13 protein-coding genes and 1 pseudogene are annotated in these 15,566 nt (G+C 46.8%); 4 read left to right on the top strand and 10 right to left on the bottom strand.

Annotation, left to right across the window (positions count from 1 at the left end):
• Window positions 1-16: 16 nt before the first annotated feature.
• From ecpB to ecpR, 3 genes are all read right to left on the bottom strand, one after another.
• Entirely contained in the window at window positions 17-685 is a 669-nt protein-coding gene (ecpB, locus tag EAS44_RS19200; RefSeq protein WP_000716404.1) for a fimbrial chaperone EcpB, read from the bottom strand.
• 56 nt (window positions 686-741) lie between these two features.
• Window positions 742-1,329, bottom strand: a complete 588-nt coding sequence (gene ecpA, locus EAS44_RS19195; protein ID WP_000730982.1) for a common pilus major fimbrillin subunit EcpA — start codon at window positions 1,327-1,329, stop codon at window positions 742-744.
• 73 nt (window positions 1,330-1,402) lie between these two features.
• Window positions 1,403-1,945: an ECP biosynthesis operon DNA-binding transcriptional regulator EcpR gene (gene ecpR, locus EAS44_RS19190; protein WP_000389022.1), complete on the bottom strand. Its 543-nt coding sequence runs from the start codon at window positions 1,943-1,945 to the stop codon at window positions 1,403-1,405.
• Between the two features lie 823 nt (window positions 1,946-2,768).
• Between ecpR and ykgL the strand changes: the two are divergent.
• Window positions 2,769-2,994, top strand: a pseudogene (gene ykgL, locus EAS44_RS19180) (protein YkgL).
• Between the two features lie 34 nt (window positions 2,995-3,028).
• Here ykgL and ykgO read toward each other — a convergent pair.
• From ykgO to EAS44_RS19155, 5 genes are all read right to left on the bottom strand, one after another.
• Window positions 3,029-3,169, bottom strand: a complete 141-nt coding sequence (ykgO, locus tag EAS44_RS19175) for a type B 50S ribosomal protein L36 (protein WP_000866436.1) — start codon at window positions 3,167-3,169, stop codon at window positions 3,029-3,031.
• Window positions 3,169-3,432: a type B 50S ribosomal protein L31 gene (gene ykgM / locus EAS44_RS19170; RefSeq protein WP_000803998.1), complete on the bottom strand. Its 264-nt coding sequence runs from the start codon at window positions 3,430-3,432 to the stop codon at window positions 3,169-3,171. The genes ykgO and ykgM overlap by 1 nt, the downstream gene beginning before the upstream one ends.
• A 364-nt stretch (window positions 3,433-3,796) precedes the next feature.
• Window positions 3,797-3,898, bottom strand: coding sequence for a small membrane protein YkgR (gene ykgR / locus EAS44_RS19165; RefSeq protein ID WP_000739809.1), 102 nt, complete (start codon window positions 3,896-3,898; stop codon window positions 3,797-3,799).
• A 473-nt stretch (window positions 3,899-4,371) separates the two neighbouring features.
• Window positions 4,372-5,514, bottom strand: coding sequence for an NADH-dependent flavin oxidoreductase (locus tag EAS44_RS19160; protein ID WP_000182341.1), 1,143 nt, complete (start codon window positions 5,512-5,514; stop codon window positions 4,372-4,374).
• A 171-nt stretch (window positions 5,515-5,685) separates the two neighbouring features.
• Entirely contained in the window at window positions 5,686-6,606 is a 921-nt protein-coding gene (locus EAS44_RS19155; protein WP_000860032.1) for an alpha/beta hydrolase, read from the bottom strand.
• 156 nt (window positions 6,607-6,762) lie between these two features.
• Between EAS44_RS19155 and EAS44_RS19150 the strand changes: the two genes are divergently transcribed.
• Both EAS44_RS19150 and EAS44_RS19145 read left to right on the top strand, forming a co-directional pair.
• Window positions 6,763-7,689, top strand: coding sequence for a LysR family transcriptional regulator (locus tag EAS44_RS19150; protein WP_001304867.1), 927 nt, complete (start codon window positions 6,763-6,765; stop codon window positions 7,687-7,689).
• Window positions 7,690-7,888: 199 nt separating this feature from the next.
• The gene (locus EAS44_RS19145; protein WP_000910711.1) at window positions 7,889-8,782 is read left to right on the top strand and encodes a LysR family transcriptional regulator; all 894 of its coding nucleotides are present in this window, start codon (window positions 7,889-7,891) and stop codon (window positions 8,780-8,782) included.
• A gap of 30 nt (window positions 8,783-8,812) precedes the next feature.
• On the opposite strand, the gene EAS44_RS19140 is transcribed toward EAS44_RS19145, so the two are convergent.
• Window positions 8,813-9,802 carry an aldo/keto reductase gene (locus EAS44_RS19140; RefSeq protein ID WP_001172280.1) on the bottom strand — a complete coding sequence of 330 codons (990 nt, stop codon included), beginning with the start codon at window positions 9,800-9,802 and terminating at the stop codon, window positions 8,813-8,815.
• Window positions 9,803-9,828: 26 nt separating this feature from the next.
• The gene (locus tag EAS44_RS19135) at window positions 9,829-10,680 is read right to left on the bottom strand and encodes an aldo/keto reductase (RefSeq protein ID WP_001174452.1); all 852 of its coding nucleotides are present in this window, start codon (window positions 10,678-10,680) and stop codon (window positions 9,829-9,831) included.
• Between the two features lie 565 nt (window positions 10,681-11,245).
• Here EAS44_RS19135 and fdeC point away from each other — a divergent pair.
• Window positions 11,246-15,496: an inverse autotransporter adhesin FdeC gene (gene fdeC, locus EAS44_RS19130; protein ID WP_000092542.1), complete on the top strand. Its 4,251-nt coding sequence runs from the start codon at window positions 11,246-11,248 to the stop codon at window positions 15,494-15,496.
• Window positions 15,497-15,566 lie beyond the last annotated feature (70 nt).

Raw genomic sequence — 15,566 nt, 5'->3', positions numbered from 1 at the left:
CCATCTGCACAGCTATCTATTTCACGGGAATGAACTTATCACCCTGCCAAAGTGCAACCCGTCCTTTGTTATCCGCCGTGTCCACGCGGGTAAAACGACGCGACTTGCCCGGCATCAGGTAGTAATTCTCTTTACACTCCTTACCATTGGCGGCTTTCAGGCAGGGGCCGTAGGCGAGGATCCGCAGCGTCGCATTTCCTGTATTTGTCAGGGAGCCGTTGGCGTACTGAAAGTGGTAGTTTGCCTGGCGGGGTGCGACGACCAGAATGGTGCCGATGCGGGCGGAAGCAGTGGCCACAGCGCTACGGTTGGCATTATCGCGCTGCGCATCACTGAGGGCCTGATCAAACCAGACAATGCGGTAGTAGCGCTCTTTTTCATCTGCTGGTCCCTTATAGAAGAAGCGGATCACTTCGCTGGCTTGGGCGGGTAGCAGCAAGCTGGCGGGAGTGAGTAGCAACTCATCCGGCTTGTCCATTGCGATAACCTGCCCGTCGTCAAGCGGTGAAGAGAGCCGTTCGAGACGGATATTGATGAGGCGGCCACTGTCGGTACTGTTTTGGATCGTTTTGCTTAGCGTGCTGCTGTCACTGTTCATAAACGATGATATATCGCCGACATCCAGCGCCTGGGCCGGTGATATTCCGGAAAACAGCAGAGCGAGAGGCAGAAGGTGCTTTTTCATAACAATTCCGTCCAGGAATAAAGCAGGGGGGTACCCCTGCTGGTACATCAGAGAGATTAACTGGTCCAGGTAGCGTCGAACTGTACGCTAACGTCGCCGCTCCAGATGCCTTCCGGTAGAGTGCTGTAATCGGTTACTGCGGTGGTACCATTGGTGGTGCCGCTGATGATGGAGAAAGTGAAACCATCCTGTGCGGTGGTACGATTGCTGGCATTGTAACCGTTAGCCAGTGGGCTAAGGTTGCCGCCCAGTACGCCGTTGGCGGTATCGATCATCACGGTATCGCCAGTTTTTTCGACTGCCGCGCCGTTATAATCCACGCCCACATTCAGTGTGGAACCTGAGGTATCCAACTGGGTTAAGGTGTTGGTGATAAGGCGTGAGGTCAGTTTAAAGGCGGTAGCCGTTGAGTCACCCTCGATAGCCACGTCAAATAGACCTTTTTGTGAGTTAAAACCTTTAATGCCTTCGGCATACTGGAACGCCAGGCTACCGAGTGGCGTCACAACCAGCTTACTGGTGGTGTCTTTTTTGGCTGTTGCTGACCAGGTCGCTACAGCCTGAGCTGTTACGTCAGCAGCCTGCGCTACACCTGTACCGGTAAACACCGTTACCAGAGCTATTGCCAGAACCTTTTTTTTCATTGCTTTTCTTCCCGAGTTGAATTGAGGACATGAAGTCCCGGTGAGTCATTTTTAAAACTAACTTGCCTGGAGTTTACTGAACCAACTTATATAATTTTGAGTACAGCTTGGCCTCTGCATTCCGCCGATGGGTATACACTGTCTTCACACTACAATTTTCAATTCTGGCAATCGATTTAGGCAGCATTCCCTGAGCCGTCATGCGGATAATTTCCATTTCCCGGTCAGTGATTTTATCTTTCTTAATATCTTTTCTCAGGAACCTGCCATTAATCACATAGGCCAGTTCTTTTCTAATATCACGACTCAGTCCAGCGTATACCACGCCCCTAATATTGCTGTTGTAATACCAATAATTTGCTAAGGCTTCTGACTTTCTGGCCGCAATCAATACGACCTGTTTCCCCTTTACCGCGGATAACCACTCATTATCACGGTTTATAAACTCAGTTAAAGAATCCGTATTGAGATTGATAAACACGAAATCTTTTCTGATTTTCTCCAGCGATAGATAAATTAATCTGTCGATATCCACAATCAGTTCAGATAGTCCTTTATAGAAGTAGGCGTCATGGGGAGACCAGATGTATTTATCAGAACGGTTTTGACATTCCATATGGTTTTTAACCTCATAGTCCCTGCTGTAATCATTTTGCCATGTCACTACTTTCCAAACCTGTAATTTTTACAGGTACATTCAGTTTCTTTAGTAAATCGGAAGTAAATAAGATACGTAGCACATATCAATATAGGTTAAACGAGATTAAGTTTTAATTATTTCGATTAGGTTTAAATTTATGTTTTTTTCCTGATGAGTGTCAATATGTGAACAGAAAATGAATTCCATGGTTAAGTCAATATTTACAAAAAATGAAAATATTGCTTTTTTGATAAGAAGAAAAAGACATTCAGTTTCATAAGGTTATTGGCAATATAACGTTCAATTCTTACTTGCATTTTATATTAGCCAGGAACTTTGCCCTGAGGTGTTAGGAATAGTCTTAATGTGTTGTGTAATGGACTAGTAAAAAAACAAGTTTAAATGACAAGAAATAGAATATAAAACTATCATAAGTCATAATTAAAGATGATTTGCCAATCAGTAAGGTGTTTTAATGGATTAACATGCCGCACAAAATGGTTATGGGTGTTCATCCCAATAAGTGATGAAAAATTAAACAGGTGTAAGTACGTCATCTGTCCGGTAAGCCCCCCAAGAGCCAAATTAAGTGAAGTTAAACGAAGACTGCCAGTTGTCACAGGAACGATGGCCTCTTTGCCAGGGCACTGCATTCAGTCATCTGTGCGCGTTACTCTAACTGGCACTCGAACGTCGGCGATGGGGTTACCGATGGATCTGGCCGTTCCTGTGGCGTAAACGTTTTTATGTCAGTACCAACAGATTTACCACATTTATCATCTTAACAGTTTGAGTGTAAATGCAGGCTGCGTCGCAAAGGGAGGAAACTGAGTGGCGTGTTCAGTCTAAAAGAGAGTTGATGCCAGCATACAGGGCGAAACTGGTCAACAAGTCAACATTAATATAATGGAATATTCGGAGAGAAACGTCAGGCAGTTGACCTTAAATGAACAGGAAGATACATCCCCAGGAAAATTAATGCTGGTGTAATAAATACACCAACATTAATCCGGTCTGATTATTAATCAGATAAATATCGTTAATTCGTCGAATTTTAAATCAACGTTTTTTCTTACGACCCTGAACGGCCTTAAAACGTGGATTAGATTTACAAATCACATACAGCCGTCCTTTTCGCTTCACAATCTGACAGTCTGGATGGCGTTCTTTTGCGGTACGCAGAGAGTTAAGGACTTTCATCATGCCCCCTTTTTCGTGCTAACAAAACGACCAAAACGTTGGGTGAACCGTGCAACATTTCCTTCTGATGCCACTGTTCTCAGCTTCCCTGTATAGAACGGGTGCGATTTCGAAGAGACATCAATTGTTACGTACGGATACGTTACGCCATCCAGCTCAATCTCACGGTCTGTTTTGATAGTCGAGCCGATTTTAAAGTACTCATCAACGCTGGTGTCGTGGAACACCACAGTACGATACTCAGGATGGATATTGGGTTTCATCATTTTTACCTGTTATGTTATAACATAACCGTAAAGATACATGCTCATCCGGATCATTTCAACACCCAATCACTGTGACTATTTGTGGGATGTGGAATTTCCGCAACGGGGAAGTCTGGCATTGTTAGCAGCCATTGGCGACGCTCCCATAAACGCCTGGATGAGTGATTGATGATGGTTTCGCTGAGAGTATGGATTTTTCGAGAATGGAGGCTATCTCCACTTTACTGGCCGATGATTTATTGCAGCATGATTGATTACCTGACAATGTGTATTCCTCTCCCACGGATATAATAATTACTTACAAAAAAGGGAGAGGATGCATATTTTAAATATCACTGAAGTGAACAGTTTATTGCCGTTATTAATAGAAATGGAGAAATAAATAGGCGTATTCTACAATTGCGACAAAAACAACGATATTAATCAGTTTATGACTGATTTGCTGTACTTTATTCTTTTTCATTGGTACTTCCTCGCTTTAAAAAAGAGTGCACTTCGTAAGTGCCCTTATATAAATAACGAGTTTGGTCAACCAATTTTTTGACATGTATCACAAATTTGAATAGATGTATTACATCGGCTATCTTTTATTGCCCCAACGTCATTGATATATGTCGCCTGAAATCAGTTACGGGAATGAGTCTGATCTCAAGACTGGCCCAGTCCTGGCGTTGATTGGCGCTGAGGAGCATATCGCATCTCATCGTAACGTCGTATCTCCTAGGGTGTTATACAAGATATCGTTGTAGGTAACCAGGGAGAGGAATTGAGTTTTATTAAACCGTCAACTATGCCGGATACATACTGGATTACACTGCAGGCACGCCTTACGAGAGAACGTGCCGCAGTGACGGGTTAATTATCTGAAAGAATTTGCGAGGCTGTATCGGTTACTCATTGATTTGATAGTTTTACTCTCGGGAGAGTAATCGATATTTAATCCATTAACGGAAACCAGCCAGTTCCTTTCGATGCCTGAATTTGATCCCATAGTTTATCCGGAATGGTTAATTCAGGAACGCGTTGTGGATTAAGGGCTGTTTGAATTTCATGACTTCTACCTGATTCAGCTAAAGTCACCCATTCTGGATTTATCACCAGCCCTTTACCGATCGCAACAAGTGGCAGGCCAGCGGAAATTGCTTCTTGAGCCTGAGACGGTGTGCGTATTTTACCTGCGGCGATTACCGGCACTCTGCCTGCAATATGATTTAAAATCAATTCAATAGTTCGGGGGCCATTTGGCGACTCAACAGGGTAGCTATCGTTAATACTGACCAGCGAGGTATGTATATACGAAATACCGGATGAAATGAGCCGATCAAGGAGTTTATAAGTATCCTCTATCCGCAGCCCCCCTGTTACAGATTCTTCAGGAGATATTCTGTAACCGATAGCAAAGGGCTTTGTCGCATATTCATAGACTACATTTTTTACTTCCTGTAATACGGCCAGCGGGAAGCGCATACGTCCTTCAAGATCTCCTCCCCATCGGTCATTACGCTGGTTAAATAGAGGGGAGAAGAAATTCTGCAGAAGGAATCCGTGCGCACCATGAAGTTCAACGCCATCAAAACCTGCTTTAATCGCCCTTTTTGTGACATCTCCGAATGCTCTAATGGTTTCCTGAATTTCGTTTTCAGTCATTTCCCTGCTTTGTACCACTCTCTTCATAAAGTCACCAGATTTTACGCTTGATGCGCTGGCACTAATAACATCGTTATTTGGCACAAGCTCTGGGATGGCTTTATTACCGGCGTGGAAAATCTGCAAAATAGCCGGAGCACCGCCACTTTTGGCTGCAGCTGCTAACTTTTCAAGGCTGTTAATGAAACGGTCGTCATACGCGGCAAATTCATGAGTAAACCCAATGCCGCTTGGCGTGACATAGGTACATCCTGTTATTACTAAACCAACATTTTGTGAGCGACGTTTATAAAATTCGAGTTCTTGCTCAGAGATGGTTCCATCAGGATTAGCTGACCAGGTTGTCATAGGAGCCATAACGATACGATTACGTAGCTTTATTTTTTCTGTCAGCATAAAAGGAGAAAACAATGATGGGTGTTTATTTGTCATAACAATACCTCAAATGTTTATCTGATTTTAATGCGTATAATCTTAATAAGTTGAGTTGCTACTTTTTGATGCTTTTTTCTTTAATAGAATTCTTTTTGAGTAATTTCATTATTGTCGTGTAGTCAATAAAGGATAAATGTCAGGGAGATAATGAATCTCCCTGCAAGGTTATTACAAATGTGTTTTGTAAAAAGGAATTAATTTATCGAGCGCCTGTTTCACAGGTTCTGGCTTATCATACAGGTCGTAATGTGAATAACCTTCAACCACGACCAGTTCTTTATGTTTTGAGGCTGCACGACCAATAATTTCGCAGCCGTCACGATAGGCACCAAAAGCGCCCACTCTATCGCCCACTACAACCATTAGTGGTTGAGTTAACAGGACTTCTGCAAGATGAAAAGCATCCCAGCCCACGGCAACAGTCTGATGTGAAAATAGCGAACGATTTACCCCATTAGGCGCACAGCCTCGTGGCGAACGATAATATTCTGTTGCTTCAAAAAGGTCTATTTCTGTTAATCCCGCTTCAAGAGCTGCTTCCGGAGAAGAAGGGAGCAAATCATCTACGCGAAGTTTTGCGCCGTTAGCTTCGTCTGTTCTTTGTTGCGCCATTGCTTCGAGTGCTCCGATAGGATTAAACGCTGTAAATCCCTCACGCATAAGACGCCCGTAGTTTGCACCCGTGACAGTACCAATGGCTTTAATCCGACGTTCTGTCATTGCGGCATTAATGGCATATCCACCTCCACCACAAATACCCAGTACACCAATACGCCCGGCATCAACGTAAGGTAAGGTGGTAAGGTAATCAACGACAATGCTGAAGTCTTTTACTCGCATTGTTGGATCTTCCAGATAACGCGGTTCTCCACCGCTGCTTCCCTGAAAACTGGCATCAAAAGCAATGACGATAAAGCCAGCTTTTGCCAGGGCGGCACCATACACACTACCCGATGTCTGTTCTTTGCAGCTTCCAATTGGATGGGCACTGATAATGGCAGGATACTTTTTTTCACTATTAAAATCGTCAGGGAAATAGATATCAGCAGCTATATCCCAGTAAGTGTGTTTTATCGAAACAGTTTTCATTTCAAGCTCCAGGGATTTGCCTAAACAGATTTAAATATCATTTCTATTATCCGCAACTGGCATTCGTGTTCATATCGCGAACGGCGTAATAGTATGACTTGTATTGGTTATCATCAATGGTCTAATATCTATCACAGTGTTAAGTTAAGGTTTACAATGATGAAAATAGAGCCTTCAATTTTGCCTTCTCTTGCCTGGTTTGCGCTGATTGTTCGTGCCGGCAGTTTTTCCAGAGCAGCCTCTGAAATGGGTATTACGCGGGCCGCATTGTCCCAGAATTTAAAATCTCTTGAGGAACGTCTTAACACCAAGCTGATATACCGTACGACCCGCAATATGTCGCTTACTGAGGAAGGACAGCATCTGTATGAAGTGCTGGTGTCGGCTTTGGGGCAAATTGATGATGCGTTGAAAGATGTCGGTGATACCCAACTTGAACCTACAGGACTGTTGAGAATAAATTCCTCCCGTGTTGCAGCAAGGATGCTTGTTGAGCCTCATATTGGCGAGTTTCTTACTCGTTACCCTAAAACAAAGATAGAACTCATTATGGATGACGGTTTATCTAACATTATTGCGGACGGCTGTGATGTGGGCATACGTCTTGAGCAAGGACTGGATGAGCATATGACTGCCGTTCCTGTTTCTCCGCTTATTAAACTGGTTACTGTGGCATCGCCAGATTATTTAAAAGAACACGGTATTCCTGAAACTCCTCAGGAATTGAGTAACCATAATTGTCTTCGGTTGCGGCATAAAAGTAGCGGTGCACTCTCAGCATGGGAGTTTTCGAATGTTGTGGGGGGTAATGAAGAGTTCGAAATAGAGGTGTCAGGTAAGTATATTTCTAATGATGACGAAAGCATGATACGAATGGCGCTGAATGGAACGGGTATCATTCAACATCTGGATTTTGCAATCGCTGAACATATCAATGCGGGCAAGTTACAGCCGATTCTTGAGGATTGGGCCGTTTCATTTCCTGGATTTTATATATATGTTTCATCACGGGTGAGAATGCCCTCTAAAGTTCGTGCTTTTATTGATTTTATGGTGGAGAAAAGAGTAAAAATAGAAAGTTAATGATGTGTGTCAGAATATCGGTAAGAAGAATGGCGCAATCGTGAGGATACGTTTATTCATAATAAATCTCCTGAAAGTTTAGAATTATTTTCGATACAGCCAGATTATCATTGTTACTAATAATGTGGTTAAAATAATAGCATCTATGCCCCCCTTCATGAGTGTGTGTGAAGAGGATGCTTCTACAAGGAAATCGCCAATGCTCAAAGAAAACTTCAACGAACTGCAAATCTTTCTTGTGGTGGCAAGAGAGCGAAGTTTTACCAAAGCAGCGGGCAAACTCGGCGTCTCTCAGTCTGCACTTAGCCATGCAATGAAGGCTCTGGAGGAAAGGCTCAATATCCGCCTCCTGACACGGACTACCCGCAGTGTGGCTCCCACAGAAGCGGGGGAGAGAATCATTGCCTGCCTTGAACCGCGTATTGACGAGCTTGAACAGGAACTGGAATCACTTATTCAATTGAACGGCACGCCCTCCGGGAATATTCGGTTATCTGCCGGGGAACATGCCGCGCGAAGTCTGGTCTGGCCGAAGCTAAAACCTTTTCTCAGAGAGTATCCCGAAATCAATGTCGAACTGGTGGTGGATAACGGTTTTGTCGATATTGTTGAAGGCCGTTTTGATGCCGGGATACGACTGGGTGAAAATGTTGATAAAGATATGGTTGCAGTCAGGATTGGACCAGATATGCGGATGGCTGTGGTGGGAGCTCCGGCGTATTTTGCTGCAAACCCTGCGCCTGAAACGCCTCACGAGCTACAAAATCATCGCTGCATCAACATGCGTTTGCCAACTGCCGGTGGGCTTTACCACTGGGAGTTCGAGCGAGAAGGGAAACCGCTTCGCGTTAAGGTTGATGGGCAACTGACGTGTAGTCCATTGCCAGAAAGAATTGATGCCGCGTTATCAGGGTTTGGGATCGCTTGTGTCCCTGAAGACATGGTTCAGGAGTATATAGAGTCAGGCAAGCTTATTCAGGTGTTACAGGAGTGGTGTCCAACTTTTCCTGGGTATTATCTTTACTACCCCAGCCGCAAGCAGCATCCGCCAGCTTTTGCGTTGTTGATCGATGCGCTTCGCTACACCGAATAACGGGTCCTTTATCTTGGACCCGTTTGGGTATTAGCGGCCTACGCGTGCCTGATGTTCAGGCGAGTAACGTTCACCGACGATTTTAATTGTTTCCAGCGCCTCGCTTATCTGCTGCGTATCTTTCTGCGAAAGAACAATGTCAGCAGCGGCCAGGTTTTCTTCCAGCCGGTGCAGTTTAGTGGTGCCAGGGATGGGAACAATCCACGGCTTTTGTGCTAATAGCCATGCCAGTGCAATTTGTGCAGACGTTACCCCTTTCTCCGCAGCCAGTTCACCTAACAAGGTGACCAGTTTTTCATTGGCTTCAATGGCTTGTGCTGCGAAACGCGGTACGGTGCTGCGGTAATCATCTTTGCCGAAAGTGGTTCCCGGCTTAATCGCCCCTGTCAGGAAACCTTTACCTAGTGGGCTGAAGGGGACAAAACCAATTCCCAGTTCTTCAAGCAACGGCAGAATTTCCTGTTCAGGCTCACGCCACCACATGGAATATTCGCTTTGCAGGGCGGTGACAGGTTGTACCGCATGTGCACGACGAATGGTTTGTGCTCCTGCTTCAGACAGGCCGAAATGTTTGACCTTACCTTCTGCGATGAGGTCTTTCACCGTTCCTGCAACATCTTCAATAGGAACATCTGGATCAACACGGTGTTGATACAGCAGGTCAATAACATCTGTTTTCAGACGACGTAATGATCCTTCAACGGCTTCACGGATATGTTCCGGACGGCTGTTTAAAATCTGCTGCTTATTATCATCGCCGAAGGTAAAACCGAATTTAGTGGCAATTACCACGCGGTCACGAAACGGTTTTAAGGCTTCGCCGACCACTTCTTCATTCAGATACGGACCATACACTTCGGCGGTATCAAAGAAGGTGACACCACGTTCAATCGCAGCACGAATAAGTTCGATAGCCTGACGGGTATCGGTCGCCGGGCCGTAGCCGTGGCTTAAGCCCATGCAACCGAGCCCAAGGGCGGAGACTTCGAGTCCGGATTTACCCAGATAACGTTTTTGCATTGAATGAATACCTCTTTTATCGCGGCTTAAACATCAAGTTTGCGGCCAGTCAGCCATTCCACCATTGCGGGATCGCGGTGAGAGAAGAACGCGCTGGTTGCGGTATCCAGGGCGGTAATTTGCAGCATATCTTCAGGGCTGAGTTCAAAATCGAGAATGTTGATGTTCTCTTCCATGCGTTCTTTTCGCACTGATTTTGCCAGTGAAACAATGCCTCGTTGGTAGATCCAGCGCAGAACTACCTGGCCCACGCTTTTGCCATACTTCTCGCCAATTGCCGTGAGAACAGGATGCTGGAACAGACCATTTTTCCCTTCCGCAAACGGTGCCCAGGCTTCTGGCTGAATGCCACGACTTTGCATCCAGGGAACGGCCTGTAGCTGCTGATTGAAAGGGTTAACTTCAACCTGGTTTACCGCCGGAACGACGTTATTAAAAGCGATAAGGTCTGCCAGTCGGTCAGGATGGAAGTTACTGACGCCAATAGCGCGAATTTTACCGGCCTGTTGCAGCTCTTCCATGGCACGCCAGGCCCCGTGGACATCGCCATATGGCTGGTGAATCAAGTACAGGTCAACGTAATCAAGTTGCAGTCGATTCAGAGAGCGTTCGAACTGGGCTTTGGCCCCTTCGTAACTGGTATCCTGCAACCAGAGTTTCGTGGTGACAAAGAGTTCGTTACGGGCGATACCGCTTTGTTTCAGGGCGTTCCCGACCTGGATTTCATTTTGATAAGAGGCGGCGGTGTCAATCAGTCGATAACCGCTGTTAATAGCGTCAATGACCGCTCTTTCGCATTCGGCGGCATCGGTCATCTGAAATACACCAAAGCCCAACAGGGGCATTTCAATACCGTTGTTCAGTTTTACTTTTTGCATGGTGTTATCCTTCCGTTATCGTTCATGAGAAGCATAACGTAAAGGGAAGAGCTCGATTAGACGGCAGGATTTGTCAGGGGTTATGAACAAAATTCATAAATCTGTTTGAGGGTTGAGATTAGTCGTGCAAGTTCGATATCCCCGGAATTTACAGTCCGATGAATAAAAATGAATGTCCATAAAAAATATATTGGTTTATCCCGGCGTATATACTTACTTCGACGTACTCCCAATAGCAGTTAATTAAAGGCGGGTCATTATTATTCACTCTGAATAATGAATTATTCACTGCCCGCAGAGTAAGAAATATAACTTAAGTATCTATTTAATGACTTGCACAAAAAGCTAAATTTTTACCCATAAATAAAAATATAATCCCGCGCCCAACCACCTGATGAGTGGCTACAGACACTGGATATATTAGGTGGCGGTGTACTTTCTTACATAAAGGTATTTCCTTTTCTGTGGAAAAGGAAACCGGGAAATCCCCGGTTTTTCTGACAAGCAGACGCCATTATTTGTGTCTGCCTATGTTCGTTAATTCGTTCATCAGGAAATTATCTCAATGTCACGTTATAAAACAGACAATAAACAGCCACGATTTCGTTATTCAGTTCTGGCCCGCTGCGTGGCGTGGGCAAATATCTCTGTTCAGGTTCTTTTTCCACTCGCTGTCACCTTTACGCCAGTAATGGCAGCACGTGCGCAGCATGCGGTTCAGCCACGGTTGAGCATGGAAAATACTACGGTAACTGCTGATAATAACGTGGAGAAAAATGTCGCGTCGCTTGCCGCTAATGCCGGGACATTTTTAAGCAGTCAGCCAGATAGCGATGCGACACGTAACTTTATTACCGGAATGGCCACCGCTAAAGCTAACCAGGAAATTCAGGAGTGGCTCGGGAAATACGGTACTGCGCGCGTCAAACTGAATGTCGATAAAAATTTCTCGCTGAAGGACTCTTCGCTGGAAATGCTTTATCCGATTTATGATACACCGACAAATATGTTGTTCACTCAGGGGGCAATACATCGTACCGACGATCGTACTCAGTCAAATATTGGTTTTGGCTGGCGTCATTTTTCAGAAAATGACTGGATGGCGGGGGTGAATACTTTTATCGATCATGATTTATCCCGTAGTCATACCCGCATTGGTGTTGGTGCGGAATACTGGCGTGATTATTTGAAACTGAGCGCCAATGGTTATATCCGGGCTTCTGGCTGGAAAAAATCGCCGGATGTTGAGGATTATCAGGAACGCCCGGCGAATGGCTGGGATATTCGTGCTGAGGGCTATTTACCTGCCTGGCCGCAGCTTGGCGCAAGCCTGATGTATGAACAGTATTATGGCGATGAAGTCGGGCTGTTTGGTAAAGATAAACGCCAGAAAGATCCACATGCGATTACCGCTGAAGTGAATTACACGCCAGTGCCTCTTCTGACCCTGAGTGCCGGGCATAAGCAGGGCAAGAGTGGTGAGAATGACACTCGCTTTGGCCTGGAAGTTAATTATCGGATTGGCGAACCTCTGGAAAAACAACTCGATACAGACAGCATTCGCGAGCGTCGAATGCTGGCAGGCAGCCGCTATGACCTGGTTGAGCGTAATAACAATATCGTTCTTGAGTATCGCAAATCTGAAGTGATCCGTATTGCTCTGCCTGAGCGTATTGAAGGCAAGGGTGGCCAGACGGTTTCCCTGGGGCTTGTGGTCAGCAAAGCAACTCACGGTCTGAAAAATGTGCAATGGGAAGCGCCGTCTTTGCTGGCCGCAGGCGGAAAAATTACGGGGCAGGGCAATCAGTGGCAAGTGACGCTCCCGGCTTATCAGGCAGGCAAAGACAATTATTATGCGATTTCAGCGATTGCCTACGATAACAAAGGCAATGCCTCGAAACGTGTGCAGACAGAAGTAGTTATTAGCGGAGCTGGTATGAGCGCCGATCGTACGGCGTTAACGCTTGACGGTCAGAGCCGTATTCAAATGCTTGCTAACGGTAATGAGCAAAAGCCGCTGGTGCTGTCTCTGCGCGACGCCGAGGGCCAGCCAGTCACGGGCATGAAAGATCAGATCAAGACTGAACTAACCTTCAAACCGGCTGGAAATATTGTGACTCGTACCCTGAAGGCCACTAAATCACAGGCAAAGCCAACACTGGGTGAGTTCACCGAAACTGAAGCAGGGGTGTATCAGTCTGTCTTTACTACCGGAACGCAGTCAGGTGAGGCAACGATTACTGTTAGCGTTGATGACATGAGCAAAACTGTCACTGCAGAACTGCGGGCCACGATGATGGATGTGTCAAACTCCACCCTGAGTGCTAACGAGCCGTCAGGTGATGTGGTTGCTGATGGTCAGCAAGCCTACACGCTGACACTGACAGCGGTGGACTCCGAGGGTAATCCGGTGACGGGAGAAGCCAGCCGCCTGCGACTTGTTCCGCAAGACACTAATGGTGTAACCGTTGGTGCCATTTCGGAAATAAAACCAGGGGTTTACAGCGCCACGGTTTCTTCGACCCGTGCCGGAAACGTTGTTGTGCGTGCCTTCAGCGAGCAGTATCAGCTGGGCACATTACAACAAACGCTGAAGTTTGTTGCCGGGCCGCTTGATGCAGCACATTCGTCCATCACACTGAATCCTGATAAACCGGTGGTTGGCGGTACAGTTACGGCAATCTGGACGGCAAAAGATGCTAATGACAACCCTGTAACTGGCCTCAATCCGGATGCACCGTCATTATCGGGCGCAGCTGCTGCTGGTTCTACGGCATCAGGCTGGACGGATAATGGCGACGGGACCTGGACTGCGCAGATTTCTCTCGGCACTACGGCGGGTGAATTAGACGTTATGCCGAAGCTCAATGGGCAGGACGCGGCAGCAAATGCGGCAAAAGTAACCGTGGTGGCTGATGCATTATCTTCAAACCAGTCGAAAGTCTCTGTCGCAGAAGATCACGTAAAAGCCGGTGAAAGCACAACCGTAACGCTGGTGGCGAAAGATGCGCATGGCAACGCTATCAGTGGTCTTTCGTTGTCGGCAAGTTTGACGGGGACCGCCTCTGAAGGGGCGACCGTTTCCAGTTGGACCGAAAAAGGTGACGGTTCCTATGTTGCTACGTTAACTACAGGCGGAAAGACGGGCGAGCTTCGTGTCATGCCGCTCTTCAACGGCCAGCCTGCAGCCACCGAAGCCGCGCAGCTGACTGTTATTGCCGGAGAGATGTCATCAGCGAACTCTACGCTTGTTGCGGACAATAAAACTCCAACGGTTAAAACGACGACGGAACTCACCTTCACCATGAAGGATGCGTACGGGAATCCGGTCACCGGGCTGAAGCCAGATGCACCAGTGTTTAGTGGTGCCGCCAGCACGGGGAGTGAGCGTCCTTCAGCAGGAAACTGGACAGAGAAAGGTAATGGGGTCTACGTGTCGACCTTAACGCTGGGATCTGCCGCGGGTCAGTTGTCTGTGATGCCGCGAGTGAACGGCCAAAATGCCGTTGCTCAGCCACTGGTGCTGAATGTTGCAGGTGACGCATCTAAGGCTGAGATTCGTGATATGACAGTGAAGGTTAATAACCAACTGGCTAATGGACAGTCTGCTAACCAGATCACCCTGACCGTCGTGGACAGCTATGGTAACCCGTTGCAGGGGCAAGAAGTTACGCTGACTTTACCGCAGGGTGTGACCAGCAAGACGGGGAATACAGTAACAACCAATGCGGCAGGGAAAGTGGACATTGAGCTTATGTCAACGGTTGCAGGGGAACTTGAGATCGAGGCCTCGGTGAAAAACTCTCAGAAGACGGTCAAGGTGAAATTCAAGGCGGATTTCAGTACCGGTCAGGCGAGCCTGGAGGTAGACGCCGCTGCTCAAAAAGTGGCAAACGGCAAAGATGCCTTTACGCTGACGGCAACGGTTAAGGATCAATACGGCAACCTTCTTCCTGGCGCTGTGGTCGTCTTTAATCTGCCTCGGGGCGTCAAACCGCTTGCAGACGGTAATATCATGGTGAACGCCGACAAGGAGGGTAAAGCGGAACTGAAAGTGGTTTCCGTGACTGCCGGAACCTATGAGATCACGGCGTCAGCAGGAAATGACCAGCCTTCGAATGCGCAGTCTGTAACGTTTGTGGCTGATAAGACTACGGCGACCATCTCCAGTATTGAGGTGATTGGCAACCGTGCAGTGGCGGACGGCAAAACCAAACAGACGTATAAAGTTACGGTGACTGATGCCAATAACAACCTGCTGAAAGATAGCGAAGTGACGCTGACTGCCAGCCCGGAAAATTTAGTTCTGACTCCCAATGGGACGGCGACAACGAATGAGCAAGGGCAGGCTATTTTCACCGCCACGACCACTGTCGCAGCGACATATACACTCACGGCGAAAGTGGAACAGGCCGACGGTCAGGAATCGACGAAAACTGCCGAATCTAAATTCGTCGCGGATGATAAAAACGCGGTGCTCGCTGCATCTCCAGAGCGTGTAGATTCTCTGGTGGCGGACGGGAAGACTACTGCAACACTGACGGTTACTCTGATGTCGGGTGTCAACCCCGTAGGAGGAACCATGTGGGTCGACATTGAGGCTCCGGAAGGGGTGACAGAGGCGGATTATCAGTTCCTGCCGTCGAAAAATGACCATTTCGCGAGCGGGAAAATCACGCGTACATTTAGTACCAACAAGCCAGGTACATACACATTCACATTCAACTCTTTGACATATGGAGGGTATGAAATGAAACCAGTGACTGTGACAATTAACGCCGTTCCTGCAGATACTGAAGGCGCTGAGGAGAAATAAAAACGACGATGTAATAAATAATAATGGCGTTGACATGCGCAGCGCCATTATTTACTGAATACCTACCCTG

It is taken from the genome of Escherichia coli DSM 30083 = JCM 1649 = ATCC 11775 (assembly GCF_003697165.2).
In the GTDB taxonomy this organism is placed as follows: domain Bacteria; phylum Pseudomonadota; class Gammaproteobacteria; order Enterobacterales; family Enterobacteriaceae; genus Escherichia; species Escherichia coli.
The sequence above is the reverse complement of the archived record's forward strand: the minus strand, read 5'-3'. Positions and strand labels throughout refer to the sequence as shown.

Bases quoted from the DNA above. Each gene is read 5' to 3' on its own strand.
- EAS44_RS19140 (WP_001172280.1), bottom strand. From the start codon at position 9,802: ATGCAAAAACGTTATCTGGGTAAATCCGGACTCGAAGTCTCCGCCCTT.
- ecpA (WP_000730982.1), bottom strand. From the start codon at position 1,329: ATGAAAAAAAAGGTTCTGGCAATAGCTCTGGTAACGGTGTTTACCGGT.
- ecpR (WP_000389022.1), bottom strand. From the start codon at position 1,945: ATGGAATGTCAAAACCGTTCTGATAAATACATCTGGTCTCCCCATGAC.
- EAS44_RS19150 (WP_001304867.1), top strand. From the start codon at position 6,763: ATGATGAAAATAGAGCCTTCAATTTTGCCTTCTCTTGCCTGGTTTGCG.
- ecpB (WP_000716404.1), bottom strand. From the start codon at position 685: ATGAAAAAGCACCTTCTGCCTCTCGCTCTGCTGTTTTCCGGAATATCA.
- EAS44_RS19155 (WP_000860032.1), bottom strand. From the start codon at position 6,606: ATGAAAACTGTTTCGATAAAACACACTTACTGGGATATAGCTGCTGAT.
- ykgO (WP_000866436.1), bottom strand. From the start codon at position 3,169: ATGAAAGTCCTTAACTCTCTGCGTACCGCAAAAGAACGCCATCCAGAC.
- ykgM (WP_000803998.1), bottom strand. From the start codon at position 3,432: ATGAAACCCAATATCCATCCTGAGTATCGTACTGTGGTGTTCCACGAC.
- fdeC (WP_000092542.1), top strand. From the start codon at position 11,246: ATGTCACGTTATAAAACAGACAATAAACAGCCACGATTTCGTTATTCA.
- EAS44_RS19160 (WP_000182341.1), bottom strand. From the start codon at position 5,514: ATGACAAATAAACACCCATCATTGTTTTCTCCTTTTATGCTGACAGAA.
- EAS44_RS19145 (WP_000910711.1), top strand. From the start codon at position 7,889: ATGCTCAAAGAAAACTTCAACGAACTGCAAATCTTTCTTGTGGTGGCA.
- ykgR (WP_000739809.1), bottom strand. From the start codon at position 3,898: ATGAAAAAGAATAAAGTACAGCAAATCAGTCATAAACTGATTAATATC.
- EAS44_RS19135 (WP_001174452.1), bottom strand. From the start codon at position 10,680: ATGCAAAAAGTAAAACTGAACAACGGTATTGAAATGCCCCTGTTGGGC.